Annotated in this window: 16 protein-coding genes and 1 tRNA gene; 9 read left to right on the plus strand and 8 right to left on the minus strand. The window is 69.0% G+C overall.

Annotated features, from left to right (window positions below):
- Positions 1 to 22 precede the first annotated feature (22 nt).
- Positions 23 to 114, minus strand: a tRNA-Ser gene (locus ACK4SE_RS07225).
- A 100-nt stretch (positions 115 to 214) separates the two neighbouring features.
- On the opposite strand from ACK4SE_RS07225, the gene ACK4SE_RS07230 reads away from it, so the two are divergent.
- From ACK4SE_RS07230 to ACK4SE_RS07250, 5 genes are read left to right on the plus strand one after another with little or no spacing between them, the layout of a single operon-like run.
- Complete coding sequence (locus tag ACK4SE_RS07230) at positions 215 to 1,792, plus strand: exopolysaccharide biosynthesis polyprenyl glycosylphosphotransferase (RefSeq protein ID WP_409690521.1); 1,578 nt, start codon at positions 215 to 217, stop codon at positions 1,790 to 1,792.
- The gene (locus ACK4SE_RS07235; protein ID WP_409690524.1) at positions 1,792 to 3,243 is read left to right on the plus strand and encodes a polysaccharide biosynthesis C-terminal domain-containing protein; all 1,452 of its coding nucleotides are present in this window, start codon (positions 1,792 to 1,794) and stop codon (positions 3,241 to 3,243) included. The genes ACK4SE_RS07230 and ACK4SE_RS07235 overlap by 1 nt, the downstream gene beginning before the upstream one ends.
- Positions 3,240 to 4,169 (plus strand): glycosyltransferase family 2 protein, encoded by a 930-nt coding sequence (locus tag ACK4SE_RS07240; protein ID WP_409690527.1) that lies wholly within the window; start codon positions 3,240 to 3,242, stop codon positions 4,167 to 4,169. Before ACK4SE_RS07235 ends, ACK4SE_RS07240 begins: the two co-directional genes overlap by 4 nt.
- On the plus strand, positions 4,169 to 4,921 hold the full coding sequence (locus ACK4SE_RS07245; protein ID WP_409690530.1) for a polysaccharide deacetylase family protein: 753 nt from the start codon (positions 4,169 to 4,171) through the stop codon (positions 4,919 to 4,921). The genes ACK4SE_RS07240 and ACK4SE_RS07245 overlap by 1 nt, the downstream gene beginning before the upstream one ends.
- On the plus strand, positions 4,918 to 5,856 hold the full coding sequence (locus tag ACK4SE_RS07250; RefSeq protein WP_409690533.1) for a glycosyltransferase: 939 nt from the start codon (positions 4,918 to 4,920) through the stop codon (positions 5,854 to 5,856). The genes ACK4SE_RS07245 and ACK4SE_RS07250 overlap by 4 nt, the downstream gene beginning before the upstream one ends.
- 731 nt (positions 5,857 to 6,587) lie before the next feature.
- On the opposite strand, the gene ACK4SE_RS07255 is transcribed toward ACK4SE_RS07250, so the two are convergent.
- Positions 6,588 to 7,289, minus strand: coding sequence for a hfsB (locus ACK4SE_RS07255; protein ID WP_409690536.1), 702 nt, complete (start codon positions 7,287 to 7,289; stop codon positions 6,588 to 6,590).
- Positions 7,290 to 7,476: 187 nt separating this feature from the next.
- A complete protein-coding gene (locus ACK4SE_RS07260) occupies positions 7,477 to 8,934 on the minus strand; it encodes a GumC family protein (protein ID WP_409690538.1) in 1,458 nt (485 codons plus the stop codon).
- 115 nt (positions 8,935 to 9,049) lie between these two features.
- Here ACK4SE_RS07260 and ACK4SE_RS07265 point away from each other — a divergent pair, with 115 nt between their 5' ends.
- Entirely contained in the window at positions 9,050 to 9,766 is a 717-nt protein-coding gene (locus ACK4SE_RS07265; protein WP_409690541.1) for a polysaccharide biosynthesis/export family protein, read from the plus strand.
- A 24-nt stretch (positions 9,767 to 9,790) separates the two neighbouring features.
- Here the strand turns inward: ACK4SE_RS07265 and ACK4SE_RS07270 are convergent, their stop codons facing one another.
- Together ACK4SE_RS07270 and ACK4SE_RS07275 are read right to left on the minus strand one after the other, a co-directional pair.
- Positions 9,791 to 10,099 (minus strand): SEL1-like repeat protein, encoded by a 309-nt coding sequence (locus ACK4SE_RS07270; RefSeq protein ID WP_409690542.1) that lies wholly within the window; start codon positions 10,097 to 10,099, stop codon positions 9,791 to 9,793.
- Positions 10,100 to 10,271: 172 nt separating this feature from the next.
- Complete coding sequence (locus ACK4SE_RS07275; RefSeq protein WP_409690544.1) at positions 10,272 to 10,991, minus strand: glutathione S-transferase family protein; 720 nt, start codon at positions 10,989 to 10,991, stop codon at positions 10,272 to 10,274.
- 179 nt (positions 10,992 to 11,170) lie between these two features.
- Between ACK4SE_RS07275 and ACK4SE_RS07280 the strand changes: the two genes are divergently transcribed.
- From ACK4SE_RS07280 to ACK4SE_RS07290, 3 genes are all read left to right on the plus strand, one after another.
- Entirely contained in the window at positions 11,171 to 11,737 is a 567-nt protein-coding gene (locus ACK4SE_RS07280; RefSeq protein ID WP_409690546.1) for an RcnB family protein, read from the plus strand.
- Positions 11,738 to 11,898: 161 nt separating this feature from the next.
- Positions 11,899 to 12,861 (plus strand): RcnB family protein, encoded by a 963-nt coding sequence (locus tag ACK4SE_RS07285; protein WP_409690548.1) that lies wholly within the window; start codon positions 11,899 to 11,901, stop codon positions 12,859 to 12,861.
- Positions 12,862 to 13,225: 364 nt separating this feature from the next.
- Entirely contained in the window at positions 13,226 to 13,474 is a 249-nt protein-coding gene (locus ACK4SE_RS07290) for a hypothetical protein (RefSeq protein WP_409690551.1), read from the plus strand.
- A 91-nt stretch (positions 13,475 to 13,565) separates the two neighbouring features.
- Here the strand turns inward: ACK4SE_RS07290 and recO are convergent, their stop codons facing one another.
- From recO to argC, 3 genes are all read right to left on the minus strand, one after another.
- Positions 13,566 to 14,297, minus strand: a complete 732-nt coding sequence (recO, locus tag ACK4SE_RS07295) for a DNA repair protein RecO (RefSeq protein WP_409690554.1) — start codon at positions 14,295 to 14,297, stop codon at positions 13,566 to 13,568.
- A 15-nt stretch (positions 14,298 to 14,312) separates the two neighbouring features.
- Positions 14,313 to 14,666 carry a GFA family protein gene (locus tag ACK4SE_RS07300; protein WP_409690556.1) on the minus strand — a complete coding sequence of 118 codons (354 nt, stop codon included), beginning with the start codon at positions 14,664 to 14,666 and terminating at the stop codon, positions 14,313 to 14,315.
- A gap of 144 nt (positions 14,667 to 14,810) precedes the next feature.
- Entirely contained in the window at positions 14,811 to 15,746 is a 936-nt protein-coding gene (gene argC, locus ACK4SE_RS07305; RefSeq protein WP_409690558.1) for an N-acetyl-gamma-glutamyl-phosphate reductase, read from the minus strand.
- Positions 15,747 to 15,765: the final 19 nt, after the last annotated feature.

Raw genomic sequence — 15,765 nt, forward strand, 5'->3', positions numbered from 1 at the left:
CAGCGTGCAGCGCGAAGCAGGATGGCGGAGACGGAGGGATTCGAACCCTCGGTACCCCTTACAGGGTACGACGATTTAGCAAACCGTTGCCTTCAGCCACTCGGCCACGTCTCCGGTTCGGCTCCGATAGCGGCTCGTGCGCGCCGACGCAATCCGGGTTTGCGACGTTAACGCGAAATCCACGGCGGAATGGTTTTCTGACGGCCTGACCAGAATGGCCGCCATGCTCTCGACCCAGACCAGACCCGACGACGCGCCCGCTGCGGACGCGCCCGCAACCCTCGACGCCGCCGGTCTTCAGGCCCTGGCCTCCGGGGCCGTGGCGCGTGGCGCGGGCAAGGCGTCAGACGCCCGCGCCCGGCGCGGCCCCTTCCGGCCCGAGGTCTGGCTGAACGCGCGCCAGCGCCACGCCTCGCGCCTCGCCGCCCACTGGTTCCGCGCCATCGACGGTCTCGCGGTGATCGCCCTGACCCTGTTATGCGCTGCGGTGGTCAGCCCCTCCGGCCTGCTGGGCGCACCTCTGTCAGCCATCATGCCCTTCGTCATCGGCGCCGTCGTCCTGCTGGCGGCGTTGAAGGGGTCCGGCGTCTATGGCTTCTCCCGCAACCGGCGGCTGGTGGTGCACATGGGGCTGGTCAGCGCCTCGGCGGCCGGCGCCGGGCTGGTCGCCGTGCTGCTCGCGGTCCTCCTCGCGCCCGCCCTCACCGGGGCCGTTCTGGTGTGGAGCGGCCTCAATCTCATCGTCCTGTACGGCCTGCACATGGTCTGGTGCGAGCGGGTCCGGGGCTGGCGCGCCGACGGGACCCTGACCCCCAATGTGGTGGTGGTCGGCGCCACCAAACACGCCGAAAAGCTGATCCGCGAGGCCCTGCAACGCCGCGACCTGAACGTGCTGGGGGTGTTCGATGACCGGCTGGCCCGCTCGCCCGACAGCGTCGAGGGCGTGCCGGTGCTGGGCGACACCGAGGCCCTGCTGACCCACCGCATGACCCCCTATGTGGATCACATCGTGCTGGCCGTGGATCCCGCCGCCCGCGAGCGGGTGCGCGACCTGATGCGCCGCCTCGGCGGTCTGCCCAACGAGGTCACCCTGCTGGTGGACCCGAAGGCGGCCGAAGACCGCAACGCCGCGCTGGAGAAGCTGGCCCGCGCGCCCCTGGCCTCGCTCAGCAACCCCGACCCGGACCGCGCCGCCTTCAACAAGCGGTTGCAGGACCTGATCATCGGCGGGCTGATGCTGATCGGCCTGATGCCGGTGTTCGCCGTCGTCGCCCTGATGGTGCGGCTGGACAGCCCCGGCCCGATCCTGTTCCGCCAGCGCCGCCACGGCTTCAACAACGAAGAGATCGTGGTGTGGAAATTCCGCAGCATGCGCCACGAGGCCGCCGACGCCACCGCCTCGCGCCAGGTCACCGCCGACGACGACCGCATCACCCGCGTGGGCCGGTTCCTGCGCGCCACCAGCCTCGATGAGCTGCCCCAGCTCATCAATGTGCTGAAGGGCGAGATGTCGCTGGTCGGCCCCCGCCCCCACGCCATCGGCATGAAGACCGGCCAGATCGAATCCGCCCGCCTCGTGGCCGAATACGCCCACCGCCACCGCATCAAGCCCGGCATGACCGGCTGGGCCGCCATCAAGGGCTCGCGCGGCCCCCTGCACACCGCCGCCGAGGTGCGCCGTCGGGTGCAGCTGGACGTGGACTATGTGGAGCGCCAGTCGTTCTGGCTGGACCTGTGGATCATGGCCGTCACCGTGCCCGTGCTGCTGGGCGACCGGGTCGCGGTGCGCTGATGTTCTGGCGCGGCGTCTGGGGCTATCTGCCCGCCAACATCGTGCAGGGCGTGGTGGGCTTTCTGGCCATCGTGGTCTTCACCCGCCTGCTCAGCCCAGAGGATTTCGGCCGCTACGCCCTGGCCTATTCGGTGTTCACCCTGGCCCATGTGGCGGTGTTCACCTGGCTTGAGGCGGCCATGGCCCGCTACTGGGCCGCCGAGACCCCCGAAACCGGCCTCGCCGACCATTTCGCCAGCCTGTACCGCGCCGCCTTCTGGCTGTCCGCCGCCTTCATTCCGCTGGTCATCCTCGGCGTCATGCTGTGGCCGGTGGAGCCCGCCTTCCGCCTGGCCCTCGGCGTCGCCCTGATCGGCGTGCCGGTCCGCTGTTTCGCCAAGCTGGCGCAGGAGCGGTTCCGCGCCTCGGGCGAGGTGTCAAAGGCCGCCGGCCTCGACATGGCCACCGTCATCGGCGGCTTCCTGATCGGCGTCATCTTCGCCCTTGCCGGTCTCGGCGGCGCGGCGCCCCTGCTGGGCCTGCTCCTCGCCCCCCTGTTCGCCCTGCCCTTCATCCTGCCCGGCGAGCTGAAGCACGCCCGGGGCGGACGGCCCGACCCGGCCCGGCTCAGGCGCTACGCCACATTCGGCTATCCCATCGCCGCGTCGCTGATCCTGTCGCTGGTGCTGGCCTCCACCGACCGCTTCCTGCTGGCCGTGTTCATGGACGCAGCGGCGGTGGGCGCCTATCACGCCGGCTATTCCATCGCCAACCGCACCCTCGACGTCATGTTCATCTGGCTCGGCGCCGCCGGCGCGCCCGCCATGGTCATGGCGCTGGAGCGGGGCGGTCGCGAGGCCCTTCAGACCGCCGCGCGGGAGCAGGCGGGCCTGTTCGTCCTGATGGGCCTGCCCGCCGCCGTCGGCGTCATGCTGGTGGCCCAGCCGCTGGCCGAGGTGCTGATCGGCCAGGACCTGCGCTCCGCCGCCGCCCTCATCACCCCCTGGATCGCCCTCGGCGCGGCCCTCTCAGGCGTGACGGTCTATTATTTCAATCAGGTCTTCACCCTCGGCCACCGCACCGACCGCATGCTGCTGACCATGGCGGTCCCCGCCCTCGCCAACGTCATCCTCAACCTGATGCTGATCCCCCGCTTCGGCGTGCTGGGCGCGGCCTGGGCCACGGCGGCCAGCTTCGCCCTGGGCCTTGCCGCCTCCATCCTCATCGGCCGCACGGTCATGCGCCTGCCCATCCCGTGGGAGGCCCTGATCCGCTGCGGCGTGGCCTGCGCCGTCATGGCCGGCGTGGTGTCCCTGATCCCGGCCGTGGGCGGCCCGGTGGAGCTGATCGCCAAGGCGGCCATCGGCGGCGCGGTCTACGCCGTCGTCGCCCTGACCCTCAACGCCGCCGGGGTGCGTGACACCGGCCGCCGCCTCCTCACCGCCTGGAGAACCCGGGGAGCCGAAGCATGAGCCGCACCGTCGCCAACGCCCGCTGGCGGGGCAAGCGCCCGGCCCTGTCGGTGCTGATCCCGTTCTACCGGGACGACCCCTGCGACCTGCTGCGCGACCTCAACGATGAGGCCGGCCAGCTCGGCCGCTCGGTGGAGGTCATTGTCCTGTCCGACGGCGGCGGCGACGCCGATCTGGTCGCCCGGATCGAGGCCGTCATCAAGACCATGGCCCTGCCCGCCCGCCTGATCGATCTGAAAAGGAACGAGGGCCGTTCCAAAGGCCGCAACCGTCTTGCCGCCGCCGCCCGGGGCGGCAGTTTCCTCTTTCTGGACAGCGACATGCGGCCGGATCATCGCCGCTTTCTTCAGGTCTGGGCCGATCTGGCGGCCAGCGAGGATCCGCCCGTCGCCTTCGGCGGCTTCTCCCTGCTGCAGGCCCCGGACGAGCCGCGCTTCGCCGTCCACCGTGCCCTCGCGGCCCGGTCCGAATGCGTCCCGTATCAGGAGCGCGCCCGCCAGCCCGAGAAGTACGTCTACACCTCCAACCTGCTGGTCCGCCGCGACGTGTTTGCGGCCGAGGCCTTCGACAGCGCCTTCACCGGCTGGGGCTGGGAGGACGTGGAGTGGGCCATGCGCGTGTCGCGCCGCTTCCGCGTGGTCCATCTGGACAACCCGGCCACCCACATGGGTCTGGACACCGCCGGGGCCCTGGCCGCCAAATACGAACAGTCCGCGCCCAATTTCGCCCGCGTGGTCGCCCGCCACCCTGACATCGTCTCCACCTATCCCAGCTACAAGGCCGCCCGCCTGCTCAAGCGCGCCCCGGGCATGGGCCTGGCCCGGCCCTTGCTGAAGACCGTGGCGATGACCGACTGGCTGCCCGCCGGCCCGCGCGCCTTCTCGCTGCGGCTCTACCGGGCCGCCCTCTATGCGGAGGCCGTCTGATGCAGCAAACCCAGGCCCAGCCCTACAACGCCGACTCCAGCCTGTTTGGCAAGGTGCGCCGCCGCGTCGTGCGCCTCATGCACCGTCGCCCAGCCCGCCTGTCCCACACTGGCTCCGTGGTCAGCTTCACCTTCGACGATGTGCCGATTTCGGGCGCCGAGACGGGCGCAGCCATTCTCGAGAAAGCCGGAGCGCACGGCACCTACTATGTCTGCGCCGGCCTGTTCGATCAGCCGGGCGACATGGGCCGCTACGCCAATACCGCAGAGATCGCCCGTCTGGCCGACGCCGGCCACGAGATCGCCTGCCACACCTGGTCCCATCTGGACTGCGGCCTGTCGGGTGAAGCCGCCATCGGCGCCGACGCCGACCGCAACGCCGAAGCCCTGACCGCCTTCGGCGCACCGCCCCGCCATTTCGCCTATCCCTATGGCGAGGTCTCGCCCCAGGCCAAGGCGGCGCTGAAAGGCCGCTACGGCTCCCTGCGCGCCGTCCACTCGGGCATCGTCAGGAACGGCTCCGACCTGAACCAGCTGCCCGCCGTGGGCATCGAGGGTCCGGACGGCGAGGCCGAGGCCATGCGCTGGATCGACCGCGCGGTGGATCAGGGCGCCTGGGTCATCCTCTACACCCACGATGTGCGCGACAATCCGTCGAAATACGGCTGCACCCCCGCCGCGCTGGCGCGCATCGTAGCCCACGCCCGGGCGCGCGGCGCGGCCATCCGGACGGTGGGCGAGGTGCTGTCATGACCCACGACGTGGCCGTCATCGTCCCCACCCTGCGCCGCCCCGACAGTCTGGAGCGCGCGCTGCGCTCCCTGTTCGCGCAAGCGCGGGTGGCCGACCGGGTGTGCGAGATCGTCATCGCCGACAACGACCCCGAGGGCTCCGCCCGCGACCGGGTCGAGGCCCTGCGCGCCCACAGCCCCTGGCCTTTGGTCTATATCCACGTGCCCACGCCCGGCGTGGCCACCGCGCGCAACGCCGCCCTGCGCGCGACCGACGCCTCCCTGATCGCCTTCCTCGACGACGACGAGGCCGCGGCCCCCGACTGGCTCGCGCGCATCATCGTGGCCCACGAGGCCTCCGGCGCCGACGTCACCTTCAGCCCCATCCACGGCCGCGCCGAGGGCGCGCCGGTCTGGCTCAAGCCCTATCTGGAGCGGTTCTTCGGCCGCGAGGGCCCGGCCAGAAGCGGCCTGATCGATCACGCCTACGGCTGCGGGGCCTCCCTGATGACCCGCGCCACGGCCCTGCCCGGCGCCGCGCCCTTCGACGTTTCGGCGGATCAGTCCGGCGGCGAGGACGACGCCCTGTTCGCGGGTCTGGCCGCGCGCGGCGGCCGCTTCGGCTGGGCCGCCGACGCCTGTGTCGAGGAGTTCGCCCCGCCCCACCGCGCCACCCTGCGCTACGCCCTGACCCGCGCCTTCGCCTACGGCCAGGGGCCGTCCCAGACCGCGGCCAGGGAGAAGAACTGGCCCGCCGTCGCCCGCTGGATGATCGTCGGCGCCGCCCAGGCCGCCGTGTTCGGCGCCACCGCCCTGGTCATGACCCTGATCGGCCACTCCCGCCGCGCCTTCTGGATGGACCGCGCCGCCCGCGGCCTCGGCAAGCTCGCCTGGATGCCCGGCCTCGAGCCCCGGTTCTACGGCGCCAGCGAACTCAAACGCCTCAACCGGGCCTGACCACTTTCCTTCTCCCAATGGGAGAAGGGGGGAACCCGCGCACGGATGCGCCAGCATCCGTCCTTGCGCGGGAGGATGAGGGGCGAGCGGATCAGAAGGCCACCACCCAACCCTCACCCTGCGCGCAAAGAAGCGGTCTGCTCCGCATCCCGCTGCTCGCAGGCCTCTCCCAACGGGAGAGGGGCCGATAATCCCGCATTTCCCGCGCCCACTCCCTTGCTGCACAAGGGACCAGCGCGCCAAACACCCTTATTTCGCCAGCCTGCTTTCCGGTGCCCCTACAATGCCTCTCCATCGGCCCCGAGCCGCGACAAGGAAGGGAGACGCCACATTGCACTCGAAATTCGACGACCACTGTTTTCGCTGAACAATTCCGCCCGAATGAGACTCTCATTGCACTCTTTTTTTCGTCCCGGAGTCTCACGCGGGCCCCGACAACGGCCCTCCTTGTCATCCCGGAAGCGCCGCAGGCGCTATCCGGGACGGGACGGCCAATCGTCCTCCAGGAGGCCCGGACGGCGCAACGCGACGATCCGGACCAAGGGCTGGAAAACCACCACCAGTCGCCCGGCCCAGCCCTGCGGGTGTCCGGGCGGGAGATCATGGACTGCGGCCCGTCCCGGCTCTCCGCTTCGCTTCGGCCGGGATGACAAGTGCAAGGTCACGACTGTTTTTCTTGAATAATTCCGCCGCCGTTGCACTCCAATTGCACTCTTTTTCGGCTCGGCAGTCTAACCCAGCACCTTCTTCAGGAACCCGGGCGGCTGGTAGGTGGAGCGGTTCATGACCACCCCGGCGATGCGGCCGCCGACCGCCTCGATCTCGTCGCGCAGGGCGATGGGCTCCGACGCCCGGGTGGTCTCGGCGGCGACCACCAGAACGGTGGCGTCCACATAGGGGGCGAGGTTCACGGCCATGTCCGAGCGGTCGGCGGACGGGGCGTCCACCACCACGGTCTCGGCGTGCTTGCGCAGGGCGTCCCAGTAGGCGGCGTCATGCAGGGCCTCGACCCGCTGGCCGGACTTCAGCACCTCGCCCCGGAACCGGGTGATCCACAGCCGGCCGCCCAGACACGGCTGGGCGATCAGCAGCCGGGCCGGCGCCACCGGGCGTCCGTCCTTGGCCGTCAGCCGCGGGGACACGGTGAAGAAGCACGACCCGTCGGGCGAGGCGTAGGCGGTCTTGCCCAGCTTGCCGAAGCGGTCCGGCTGGGCGCCCACGGCCTCCAGTTGCTGCTGGGCGTTGAGGTCGGCGTCAACCAGCCAGACCGGGCGGCGGGCCCGCACGGCGGCCAGGCGGGCGAACTCGCGCGCCACGGTGGAGGTCCCCTCCCCGTGGTTGGCGGCCACGAACTGGATGACGCGGCCGCGATGGCCCGACGCCGGACCCAGCGCCGCCCAAAGTCCCGCCATTTCCGCAGTGAGGTCGACCATCGAATCGTTACGCGCACCTGTTTGGCCGAAGCTATCACAACCCCCGACCGAAATCGGCCTGGTTGGACGCAGTCCAACCAGGCTCAGATTTCGGTCCAATTTAAACTGGGAGCCTGATTCACGGCATCGGCGGAATCGCGAAGCGATTCCACCTCAACCGATCAGGCTCTCAGGGGAACGGATGAACTCAGCGGGCCTTCATGGGGGCCACCGCCAGCACCGGCAGCTCCAGCGTCCGCCCCGCCGACGCCGGCGTGGTGAAGCCGGGCCTCAGGAAGATGCGGATCAGCCCGACGCACAGGGCCGTGAAGCCGGCGAACAGGATCACCAGCAGCATGCCGGGCATGCGCAGGCTGGTCCCGCGCGTGGGCGGCGAGGCGCGCTCCACGATGCGGATGTTGTCGGCCCCGCTCTGGGCCAGCGAGGTGGCCGCGCGGCTCTGGCTTTCGCGCAGGGCGAACTCGCGGATGTTGCTGGTCAGCACCTCCCGGTCCGCCGACAGGGTGGCGTTGCGGGATTCCAGCTCGGTCAGGCGGGACTGGCGGTTGCGCAGGTCGTTCAGCTGGGCCTCCAGCACCGAGCGGCGCCCGATCAGCGAGTCGCGCTCGGCGGTTAGCTGGATCCGCTCGGTGTCCAGCGACACCCAGATGGGGTTCGGCCCGGTCTGCACCTCGCGCGGCCCCACGGCGGTGCCGGTGTTCACGAAGGCCTGCATCTGGGCGATGCGCTCCTCGATGTCGCGCACCGGCTGGGCGTCGGGCTGATAGCGGGCCAGCAGGTTTTCCCGTTCGGTCCGCAGCAGCAGCACCTGATCCTGGGCCGCCACGTTCAGCTGCTGGTTCAGCACGATCTCGGCCGGCACCGAGCCCAGCTCCAGCCTCAGCCGGGCCAGCCGGTTCGACACCTGGGCCAGTTGGGCGTCCACCCCCAGCCGCTCGGCGAAGACGGTCTGGTAGGACGCGCCCAGGCTCGCGCGCGCCGTGTTGAAGTCGCCGATGGCATTGGTGCGCAGGAAGGCTTCATAGGCGCTGTCGGCGTCCATCAGCTCGTCCTCGAACACCTCCCGCTGCTCCTGCAGAGCCGGCGTCATGCGGTCCTGGAACACCTCGCGGCGATAGATCAGGTACTGGTCCAGCATGCCGTTGAGCACCGCCGCCGCCGTGTCCGCGTCGCGCGCCTCATAGCTCAGCTGGATGACTCCGCTGAGCGGCGCCGTGGAGACGTTCAGGTCGCGGATCATGGTGCGCAGCGCGCTCCGCTCCGCCGCCTCGGCGCTGGCCGCCCGGGACGCCGCCCGCTCGCCCAGCACGGTCTCCACGCCGACAGCCTGAATGACCCGGCGTTTCAGCTCGCTGCTGTTCAGGATCGCCGCCTCGGCCTGGGCGATCTCGTTGACCTGGGGCACATTGGTGCTGTTGCGCTCGGTCCCCACGGTCGGCTGATAGACGTACTCCTGCCCCACCGTGGCGACGATCCCGGCCCGGGCCGTGTAGGTCTTGTTGACCGTGGTCAGGATCAGGATCAGGCCCAGGATGCAGATCGCCAGAAACACGGCGACCATGATCCAAAGCTCGCGGAACAGCAGGGCCGCCAGGTCCAGCAACCCATAGCGCGGGCGGGTCGACAGATAGGCGGACGTGCGCATGAACGGCGAATCCCAGCAAACAGGGTTAACAGGTCCACAGTTCGCCGTTCCGCGTTAACCATCGGTTACGATTGGGGGGCCAGCCTGACGCCCGAAGCCGCCGCACGAGTCGTTGATGTCCATGGATCGCCGCCATCTTCTGATCGCCCTGGCCTCCACCGGCGCCCTGGCGGGCTGTTCCGGCGGCGCGGGTCTGGGTCGCTCTGCGCAGACGCCCGACTTCCCCGACATCGCCTTTGCCGACTGGACCGACGCCGAGCCGGAGTATCTGATCTATCCCGGCGATGAACTGGACATCCAGACGCCCACGGCGCCCGAGCTGAACCGCGCGGTGCGCGTGGGCCCCGACGGTCGCATCTCCATGCCGCTGGTGGGGCAGGTGATGGCGGCCGACCGCTCCCTGCCCGAACTGGAGTCGGCGCTGGCCACGGCCTACGCCAGCCAGCTGCGTCATCCGATGGTGGAGGTCACCCTCACCCAGGCCGGGCCGCTCAAGGTGTGGGTGGACGGCGAGGTCCGGACCCCCGGCGTCTATGACATGCCCGGCGACATCGAGGCCTGGCAGGCCGTGATCATGGCCGGCGGCTTCCTGCCTACGGCGCGGCGGTCACAGGTGGCGCTGATCCGGCGGGGACCGGGCAATGTGCGCATGATGCGGGTGGTGGACCTCAGCGGACCGCGCACCACGGCCGTGGCCCTGCGGCGGTCCGACATCCTGTACGTGCCCCGCACCACCCTCGCGGAGCTCGCGGTGTTCTTCAGCCAGATCCGCGACAGCCTGCCGGTCAGCTTCAGCTATTCGATCAACAATCGCGCCTACACGCAGTTCTGATCGACCCAAGCCTCAGGCGCAGCCTCAAGCGGCCAGGCTGACCACGCCCTGATCGATCCAGCGCCGGGCGGCGCGCTGGGCCTCCGCCAGATCCTCGCGCTCCATCTCCGCCGACAGCTCCTTGCGGTAGATGCGGGCTTCCTGAGAGCCCTTCATGGCGGCGAGGTTGAAGATCATGTGGGCGCTGACCAGATCGACGGGCGCGCCGCCCTGCCCGGTCGAATACATCACACCCAGCCGGAACAGGGCGTCGCCGTCCATGTCCGGAGTGGGCAGCGGCAGACCGCCGTCCACGTGGGCTTCACAGTCGTGCGCGAGTTCTTGCGCGATCATCACCGTATCTCCTTGCGGGAGCCGTTCTGGCTCCGTGCTGTGACACGATCAAAGACCGACGCTATTGAAGTTAAAGTTAACGCCGAAAAGGCCCGCAAACTCTTTTCAGTAAAGGAGTTCTGAATACTGCCGGGCCGATTCAGACCTCATCAATCCGGTTGAAAGGTCTCGTTTACCGGGCCCGCTGGCCGAACAGCATCTTGCGGGCCTGCTCGGCCTGTTTTCCGGACGCGCCCAGGTCGCCGCGCAGCTCGTTTCCGACCGCCCTGCCCGCCTGGACCGCAGGCCGCGCGCCGACACGCTCCATCCAGGCCTTCAGGTGCGGAAAGGCCTCCAGATCCTGTCCCTGTGGCCCGGGCAGGATCCACGGCCAGATAGCCATGTCGGCGATGGAATAGTCCCCGGCCACATAGTCCCGATCAGCCAGCCGCTTGTTCAGCACGCCATACAGGCGGTTGGTCTCGTCGGTGTAGCGACGGACCCCGTAGGCGATCTGGCGCTGGTCCTTGATCAACGCCGGGGCGTACTGGCGGAAATGATGGGTCTGGCCCGCCATGGGCCCCAGCCCGCCCACCTGCCAGAACAGCCACTGATCCACATCGGCCCGGGCCCTGATGTCCGTCGGATAGAACTGGCCGCTCTTGTTCGCCAGATACTGCAGGATCGCCCCGGACTCGAAGATCGACAGCGGCTTGCCGTCCGGCCCTGCGGGATCGACCAGGGCCGGCATCCGGTTGTTGGGGCTGATCGCGAGGAACTCGGGCGTGAACTGCTCGCCCGCGCCGATGTTCACCGGCTTGACCTCATAGGGCAGGCCCATCTCCTCAAGAGCGATGGAGACCTTCCAGCCGTTGGGCGTGGGCCAGTACCAGAGTTCCAGGGGCTTGGTCATGATGATCCTTTCCAGCGTCACGGTTCGATCTGGGAAGGGTGAGGCGGCCTCGCAACAGGCGCGCGGAATTAACCTGAACCGTCCGTTCAGGGTGAATTCATGTGGATGGCGAGACCTTGGCGACACAGTTCAACGGCCGCTCACGCGAATTCCGTCGCGGCCCCTTCGAGAGGATCGCCATGAAAACCCTCGCCAAGGCCGCCGCCGTCGCCATCGGCCTGATCACCGTTTCCGCCCCCCTCGCCGCCGAGGCCCAGTCCCGACAGGACCGCCGGGAGTGGCGTCAGGACCATCGGGAGGATCGACGGGATAACCGCCGTGACAATCGTCAGGACCGCCGCGAGTGGCGCGACGACCGTCGCGATGATCGCCGCGACTGGCGTCAGGACAACCGCCATGACCGCCGGGACTTCCGTCAGGACCGCCGCGCCGATCGCTGGGACCGGGGCAATCCCAACTGGTGGCGCGGCCGCCCCGAGTTCCGCAGCTACAGCGGCCCCCGTCGCGGCTACTATTTCGCCCCCAGCTATGGCTACTACCGGGTCGAGCCGCGCTACTACGGCTACCGCTGGCAGCGAGGCCATTCCCTGCCCTACGCCTACCGCAGCTACCATGTGCGGGATCCCTATTTCTACGGACTGAGGCCCGCGCCGCGCGGCTATCGCTGGGTGCACGCCAACAACGACATCGTCCTGATCGCCCTCGCCACCGGCCTGATCGCCGACATCGTGCTTAACGTTTACTGATCATCCCACCTCATCGAGAGGAGCCCCGCCACCCGGCGGGGCTTTTTCGTTTCGAAACAGGCACAAGGGCGATAACTGACAACCACGTTCAGTTAAGGTTCATGGCGAACGGCCCAGTCTTCAGTCAAAGCCGCCACCCTGGCGGATCGAGGATGAACAGCATGAAACGCTTCATCGTGGCCACGGCGATCGCGTCGCTCGTCGTGCCGATCATGGCCAGCGCTAGCGAAGCTTTCGCCCAGGAGCGCCGCACTCGGGGTGCGGACGCCAGTCAGGACCAGAGACGGAGTGTCAACCCCGAGCGGCGCGAGACGCGACAGGAACGCCGAAACGATCGCCAGGATCGCACGGAGACACCCGCGCGCCCGGATCGCAGCGAACGGCCGTCCCGGCCTGATCGCCCTCAGACCGACAGCAGACCGACACCGCCCCACACCGGCGGCGCCCGACCGGACAGTCCTCAAGATCGCCCGGATCGGCGGGGTGACCGTCCGGATCGCCCGGACCGTCCCCGGACCGATAGCCGACCGACGCCCCCCCAGACCAGCGGCCCGCGTCCTGATCGGCGCGAGGATCGCGGTGACCGGCGGCAGGATCGCCGCCCCAACCCCAACGCACGCCCCGACGTCCGCCCGGACCGTCGCGACGATCGGCCGGACGGGCGCCGGGACCGGCGCGACGACAACCGTGACAATCGCTGGGACCGTCGTGACGATCGCCGGGATGACCGGCGTGAAGCCCGTCGCGACCGCAACGACTACCGCGAGTTCCGCCAACGCTGGAACCGCGATCAGTGGCGGCGGGACTGGCAGCGTCGCCAACACCACAATTGGTGGCGCGACCACACCTGGTTCCGCGGCTACTCGGGCCTGAGGGTCGGCTTCTATTATGCGCCCGCCTACGGCTACTATCAGGTGCCGCGCCAGCACTGGGGCCGCCGCTGGTCCGAGGGCGACTATCTGCCCAGCGTGTTCTGGCGCTACCAGGTGAACGACTATCGCTTCTACGGGCTCGGCTATCCGCCGGTCGGCACCCGGTGGGTCCACGTGGACAACCACATCTATCTGATCGACCAGATCGACGGCTACATTATCGAGGTGATCTACGACGCCTGGAACTGGTAGGTCAGGGCAGACAAAAAGAGCCCCGGTGAATCCCTCCGCCGGGGCTCTTTCGCGCGGGCTTACCAACTTAACGCTGTAAATATGAAAATTGGGCGGTTTCTGGGCGGGCCGAGCCAGCGGCCTTTTTTGCTTCACACTTGCGTTTTCGACCCGCGACAATCAATCACGGCAGCGTTACCGAATGTAACCTTCGCGTGATAACCAAAGTAGATTCCTGAGTATTCGCTGAAACCGTCATAGTTAGGCCTGACCCATATTTCGCCGGATTCAGCTTTGATCGTGGGCGGGTCAAAGGGCTGAAACGGCGACGTCGAGACTCTTGCTCATCGACTGTCGTCGGCCTGCAAACCTGAAGGACCTCGACATGAAGACCATTCTGCTGACCTCCGCCGCCTCCCTGCTGATCGCCGGCGCCGCCCTCGCCCAGGATGCGGATACGACCCAGGCGCCGCCCCCTGCCGAGGAGCAAGCCGTCGAAGAAGCCGCCCCGGATGCCGAAGCTTCGGCCGAAGAGAGCAGCGACGCCGCAGACGATCTGCTGAACGAGGACGCCGGGGACGAAACCGCCGAGGCCGACAGCGAGCCCGAGGAAGACGCAGAACCCGAGGCCTGATCCCGACACCAGACATGACGAGGCCCCGACGGAGCGATCCGCCGGGGCCTCGCAAATTCTGCGGCCGTGACGTCGGCGTCACAACGGCGCGCTACAGCCGCCCCGCCTCGGCCAGCTTGTCCAGCATCCACACCCGGGCGGGCGGCAGGGGCTTGTTGAAGGGGTGAAACACGAAGGTCTCCAGAAAGCGGCCGGTCAGGTCCAGCCCGGCCTTCACGTCCCCCTCGCTGAGGCCCGCCTGCGCCCCCAGCATGAAGGGCGGGAGACGCAATAGCTTGTCCGCATAGGGCGCACCGGCCGCGCGGCTGACCGCCCGGCCCGTGCGCGGGCTGACCCAGATCAGGTCGTCGGCCGAGCCGGTCGAGGCGCACTTTGACAGGTCCAGGCCGAAGCCCAGCTCCTCCAGCAGCCCGGCCTCGAAGCGCACGAACACGGCGGGCCAGATGTCGGGAAAGGCGAAGGACGCCATCAGGGCCTCTAAGGCCAGGAACGCCCCCGGATGGGGCTCGCGCTCGGGCAGCGAGCCCTGCGCCACCGCCGCCGCCGCGTTCAGCCCGGTCAGCGCCAGCGGATCGTCAAACAGGGACGCCGGTCCCTCGCCCACCGGCTCAAGCTTCGCCGACCCCAGATGCTCGGAGGTCCGCGCCCGGTAGTCGGCGACCACCCGGGCCCCCGGCTGGAGGAACGGCTTCATGCGCCGCGACGCCCCGCCCGCCACATAGGCCGCATGGCGCCCGTGCAGCTCGGTCAGCAGCTCGACCACCACGCCGGTGTCCCCGTGCGCGCGGGCCGACAGCACAAAGGCGTCGTCCTGGAATTCCATGTCAGATCAATGGGCTCAGAAGTTGCGCCCGTCCACCCGCTCGGCGGTCCATGACCAGGGTTCGATGTCGGTCAGGGTCCGTACATTGACCGCCGCCGTCTCGCTCCCGTCCGGCCCCGTCCCGAACCCGAACGGCTGCACCCCGCAGGTCTTGCAGAACATGTGCGCGATGTTGTGCCGGTTGAAGCGGTACTCCCCCAGCTGGTCCTCACCGCTCTTCAGGGTGAAGGCCGCCTTCGGCGCGAACGCCAGCACGAAGCCCTTTCGGTAGCAGTACGAGCAGTTGCATTCGATCAGCCCGTCCAGCGACGTCTCGACCGCATAGGTCACCGCGCCGCAATGGCACGAGCCCTCGTGAACCTCAGCCATATGAACCTCCGTCATCCTCGGGCTTGTCCCGCGGGCCCACTCCAGAAACAAGCACGAACGGCGGGAGGTTAGCAAGCCAGGCGACCGCCCCTTCATGCAGACGCGGACAATTGGGTCCTCGGGACAAGCCCGAGGATGACGGGGTCATTGAAGGCCCGCCGCCTCGTCCAGCCCCAGCATCAGGTTCAGGTTCTGCACCGCCGCCCCCGAGGCGCCCTTGCCGAGATTGTCCAGCAGGGCGACCAGCCGCGCCTGGGCGCCGCTCCGGTCGCCGAACACGTGCAGCCGCAGGCGGTTGGTGCCGTTCAGGCCCTCCGGCTCGATGCCGATCATGGCCTCGGTCGTCTCCAGGTCCGCCACCTCCACGAACCGGGCCCCGGCATAGGCCTCCAGCAGCGCCCCGTGCAGGCGCTCGATGGACGGCGTCTCGGGCAGGGCCGAGAGGTGCAACGGCACCTCCACCAGCATGCCCTGGCGATAGTTCCCCACCGCCGGCGCGAACAGCACCGGCCGGCTCAGCCCCGCATGCCGCGTCATCTCCGGCACATGCTTGTGGGTCAGGGTCAGGCCGTAGGCGCGGTGGGCCGTGGCCGCCCCCTCCCCTTCGAACTCGGCGATCATGGCCTTGCCGCCGCCGGAATAGCCGCTGACCGCATTGACGCTGACGGGATGATCCACCGGGACCAGCCCGGCCCTCACCAGCGGCCGCATCAGGGCGATGAAGCCGGTGGGATAGCAGCCGGGGTTCGACACCCGCGTGGATCCCGCCACCGCCGCCCGCTGCTCCGCGTCCATCTCCGGAAAGCCATAGGTCCAGCCCAACGCCGTCCGGTGCGCCGTGGAGGCGTCGATCACCTTCACCGCCGGATTGTCGATCATGGCCACGGCTTCCTTAGCCGCATCATCGGGCAGGCATAGGATTACCGCGTCGGCCCCGTTCAGCGCCTCGCGCCGCGCCGCCACGTCCCGCCGACGCTCGCCCAGCAGCAGCAGCTCAAGATCCGCGCGCGCCTCCAGCCGCTCCCGGATCTCCAGCCCCGTGGTCCCGGCCTCGCCGTCGATGAAGATGGTGTGGGTCATGATTGATCCAGCAAAGAAA

The organism is Brevundimonas sp., assembly GCF_046293315.1.
In the GTDB taxonomy this organism is placed as follows: Bacteria; Pseudomonadota; Alphaproteobacteria; order Caulobacterales; family Caulobacteraceae; genus Brevundimonas.

Bases quoted from the DNA above. Each gene is read 5' to 3' on its own strand.
- ACK4SE_RS07270 (WP_409690542.1), bottom strand. From the start codon at position 10,099: ATGATCGCGCAAGAACTCGCGCACGACTGTGAAGCCCACGTGGACGGC.
- ACK4SE_RS07235 (WP_409690524.1), top strand. From the start codon at position 1,792: ATGTTCTGGCGCGGCGTCTGGGGCTATCTGCCCGCCAACATCGTGCAG.
- ACK4SE_RS07280 (WP_409690546.1), top strand. From the start codon at position 11,171: ATGAAAACCCTCGCCAAGGCCGCCGCCGTCGCCATCGGCCTGATCACC.
- ACK4SE_RS07255 (WP_409690536.1), bottom strand. From the start codon at position 7,289: ATGGTCGACCTCACTGCGGAAATGGCGGGACTTTGGGCGGCGCTGGGT.
- recO (WP_409690554.1), bottom strand. From the start codon at position 14,297: ATGGAATTCCAGGACGACGCCTTTGTGCTGTCGGCCCGCGCGCACGGG.
- ACK4SE_RS07300 (WP_409690556.1), bottom strand. From the start codon at position 14,666: ATGGCTGAGGTTCACGAGGGCTCGTGCCATTGCGGCGCGGTGACCTAT.
- ACK4SE_RS07260 (WP_409690538.1), bottom strand. From the start codon at position 8,934: ATGCGCACGTCCGCCTATCTGTCGACCCGCCCGCGCTATGGGTTGCTG.
- ACK4SE_RS07285 (WP_409690548.1), top strand. From the start codon at position 11,899: ATGAAACGCTTCATCGTGGCCACGGCGATCGCGTCGCTCGTCGTGCCG.
- ACK4SE_RS07265 (WP_409690541.1), top strand. From the start codon at position 9,050: ATGTCCATGGATCGCCGCCATCTTCTGATCGCCCTGGCCTCCACCGGC.
- argC (WP_409690558.1), bottom strand. From the start codon at position 15,746: ATGACCCACACCATCTTCATCGACGGCGAGGCCGGGACCACGGGGCTG.
- ACK4SE_RS07240 (WP_409690527.1), top strand. From the start codon at position 3,240: ATGAGCCGCACCGTCGCCAACGCCCGCTGGCGGGGCAAGCGCCCGGCC.
- ACK4SE_RS07250 (WP_409690533.1), top strand. From the start codon at position 4,918: ATGACCCACGACGTGGCCGTCATCGTCCCCACCCTGCGCCGCCCCGAC.
- ACK4SE_RS07290 (WP_409690551.1), top strand. From the start codon at position 13,226: ATGAAGACCATTCTGCTGACCTCCGCCGCCTCCCTGCTGATCGCCGGC.
- ACK4SE_RS07275 (WP_409690544.1), bottom strand. From the start codon at position 10,991: ATGACCAAGCCCCTGGAACTCTGGTACTGGCCCACGCCCAACGGCTGG.
- ACK4SE_RS07245 (WP_409690530.1), top strand. From the start codon at position 4,169: ATGCAGCAAACCCAGGCCCAGCCCTACAACGCCGACTCCAGCCTGTTT.
- ACK4SE_RS07230 (WP_409690521.1), top strand. From the start codon at position 215: ATGGCCGCCATGCTCTCGACCCAGACCAGACCCGACGACGCGCCCGCT.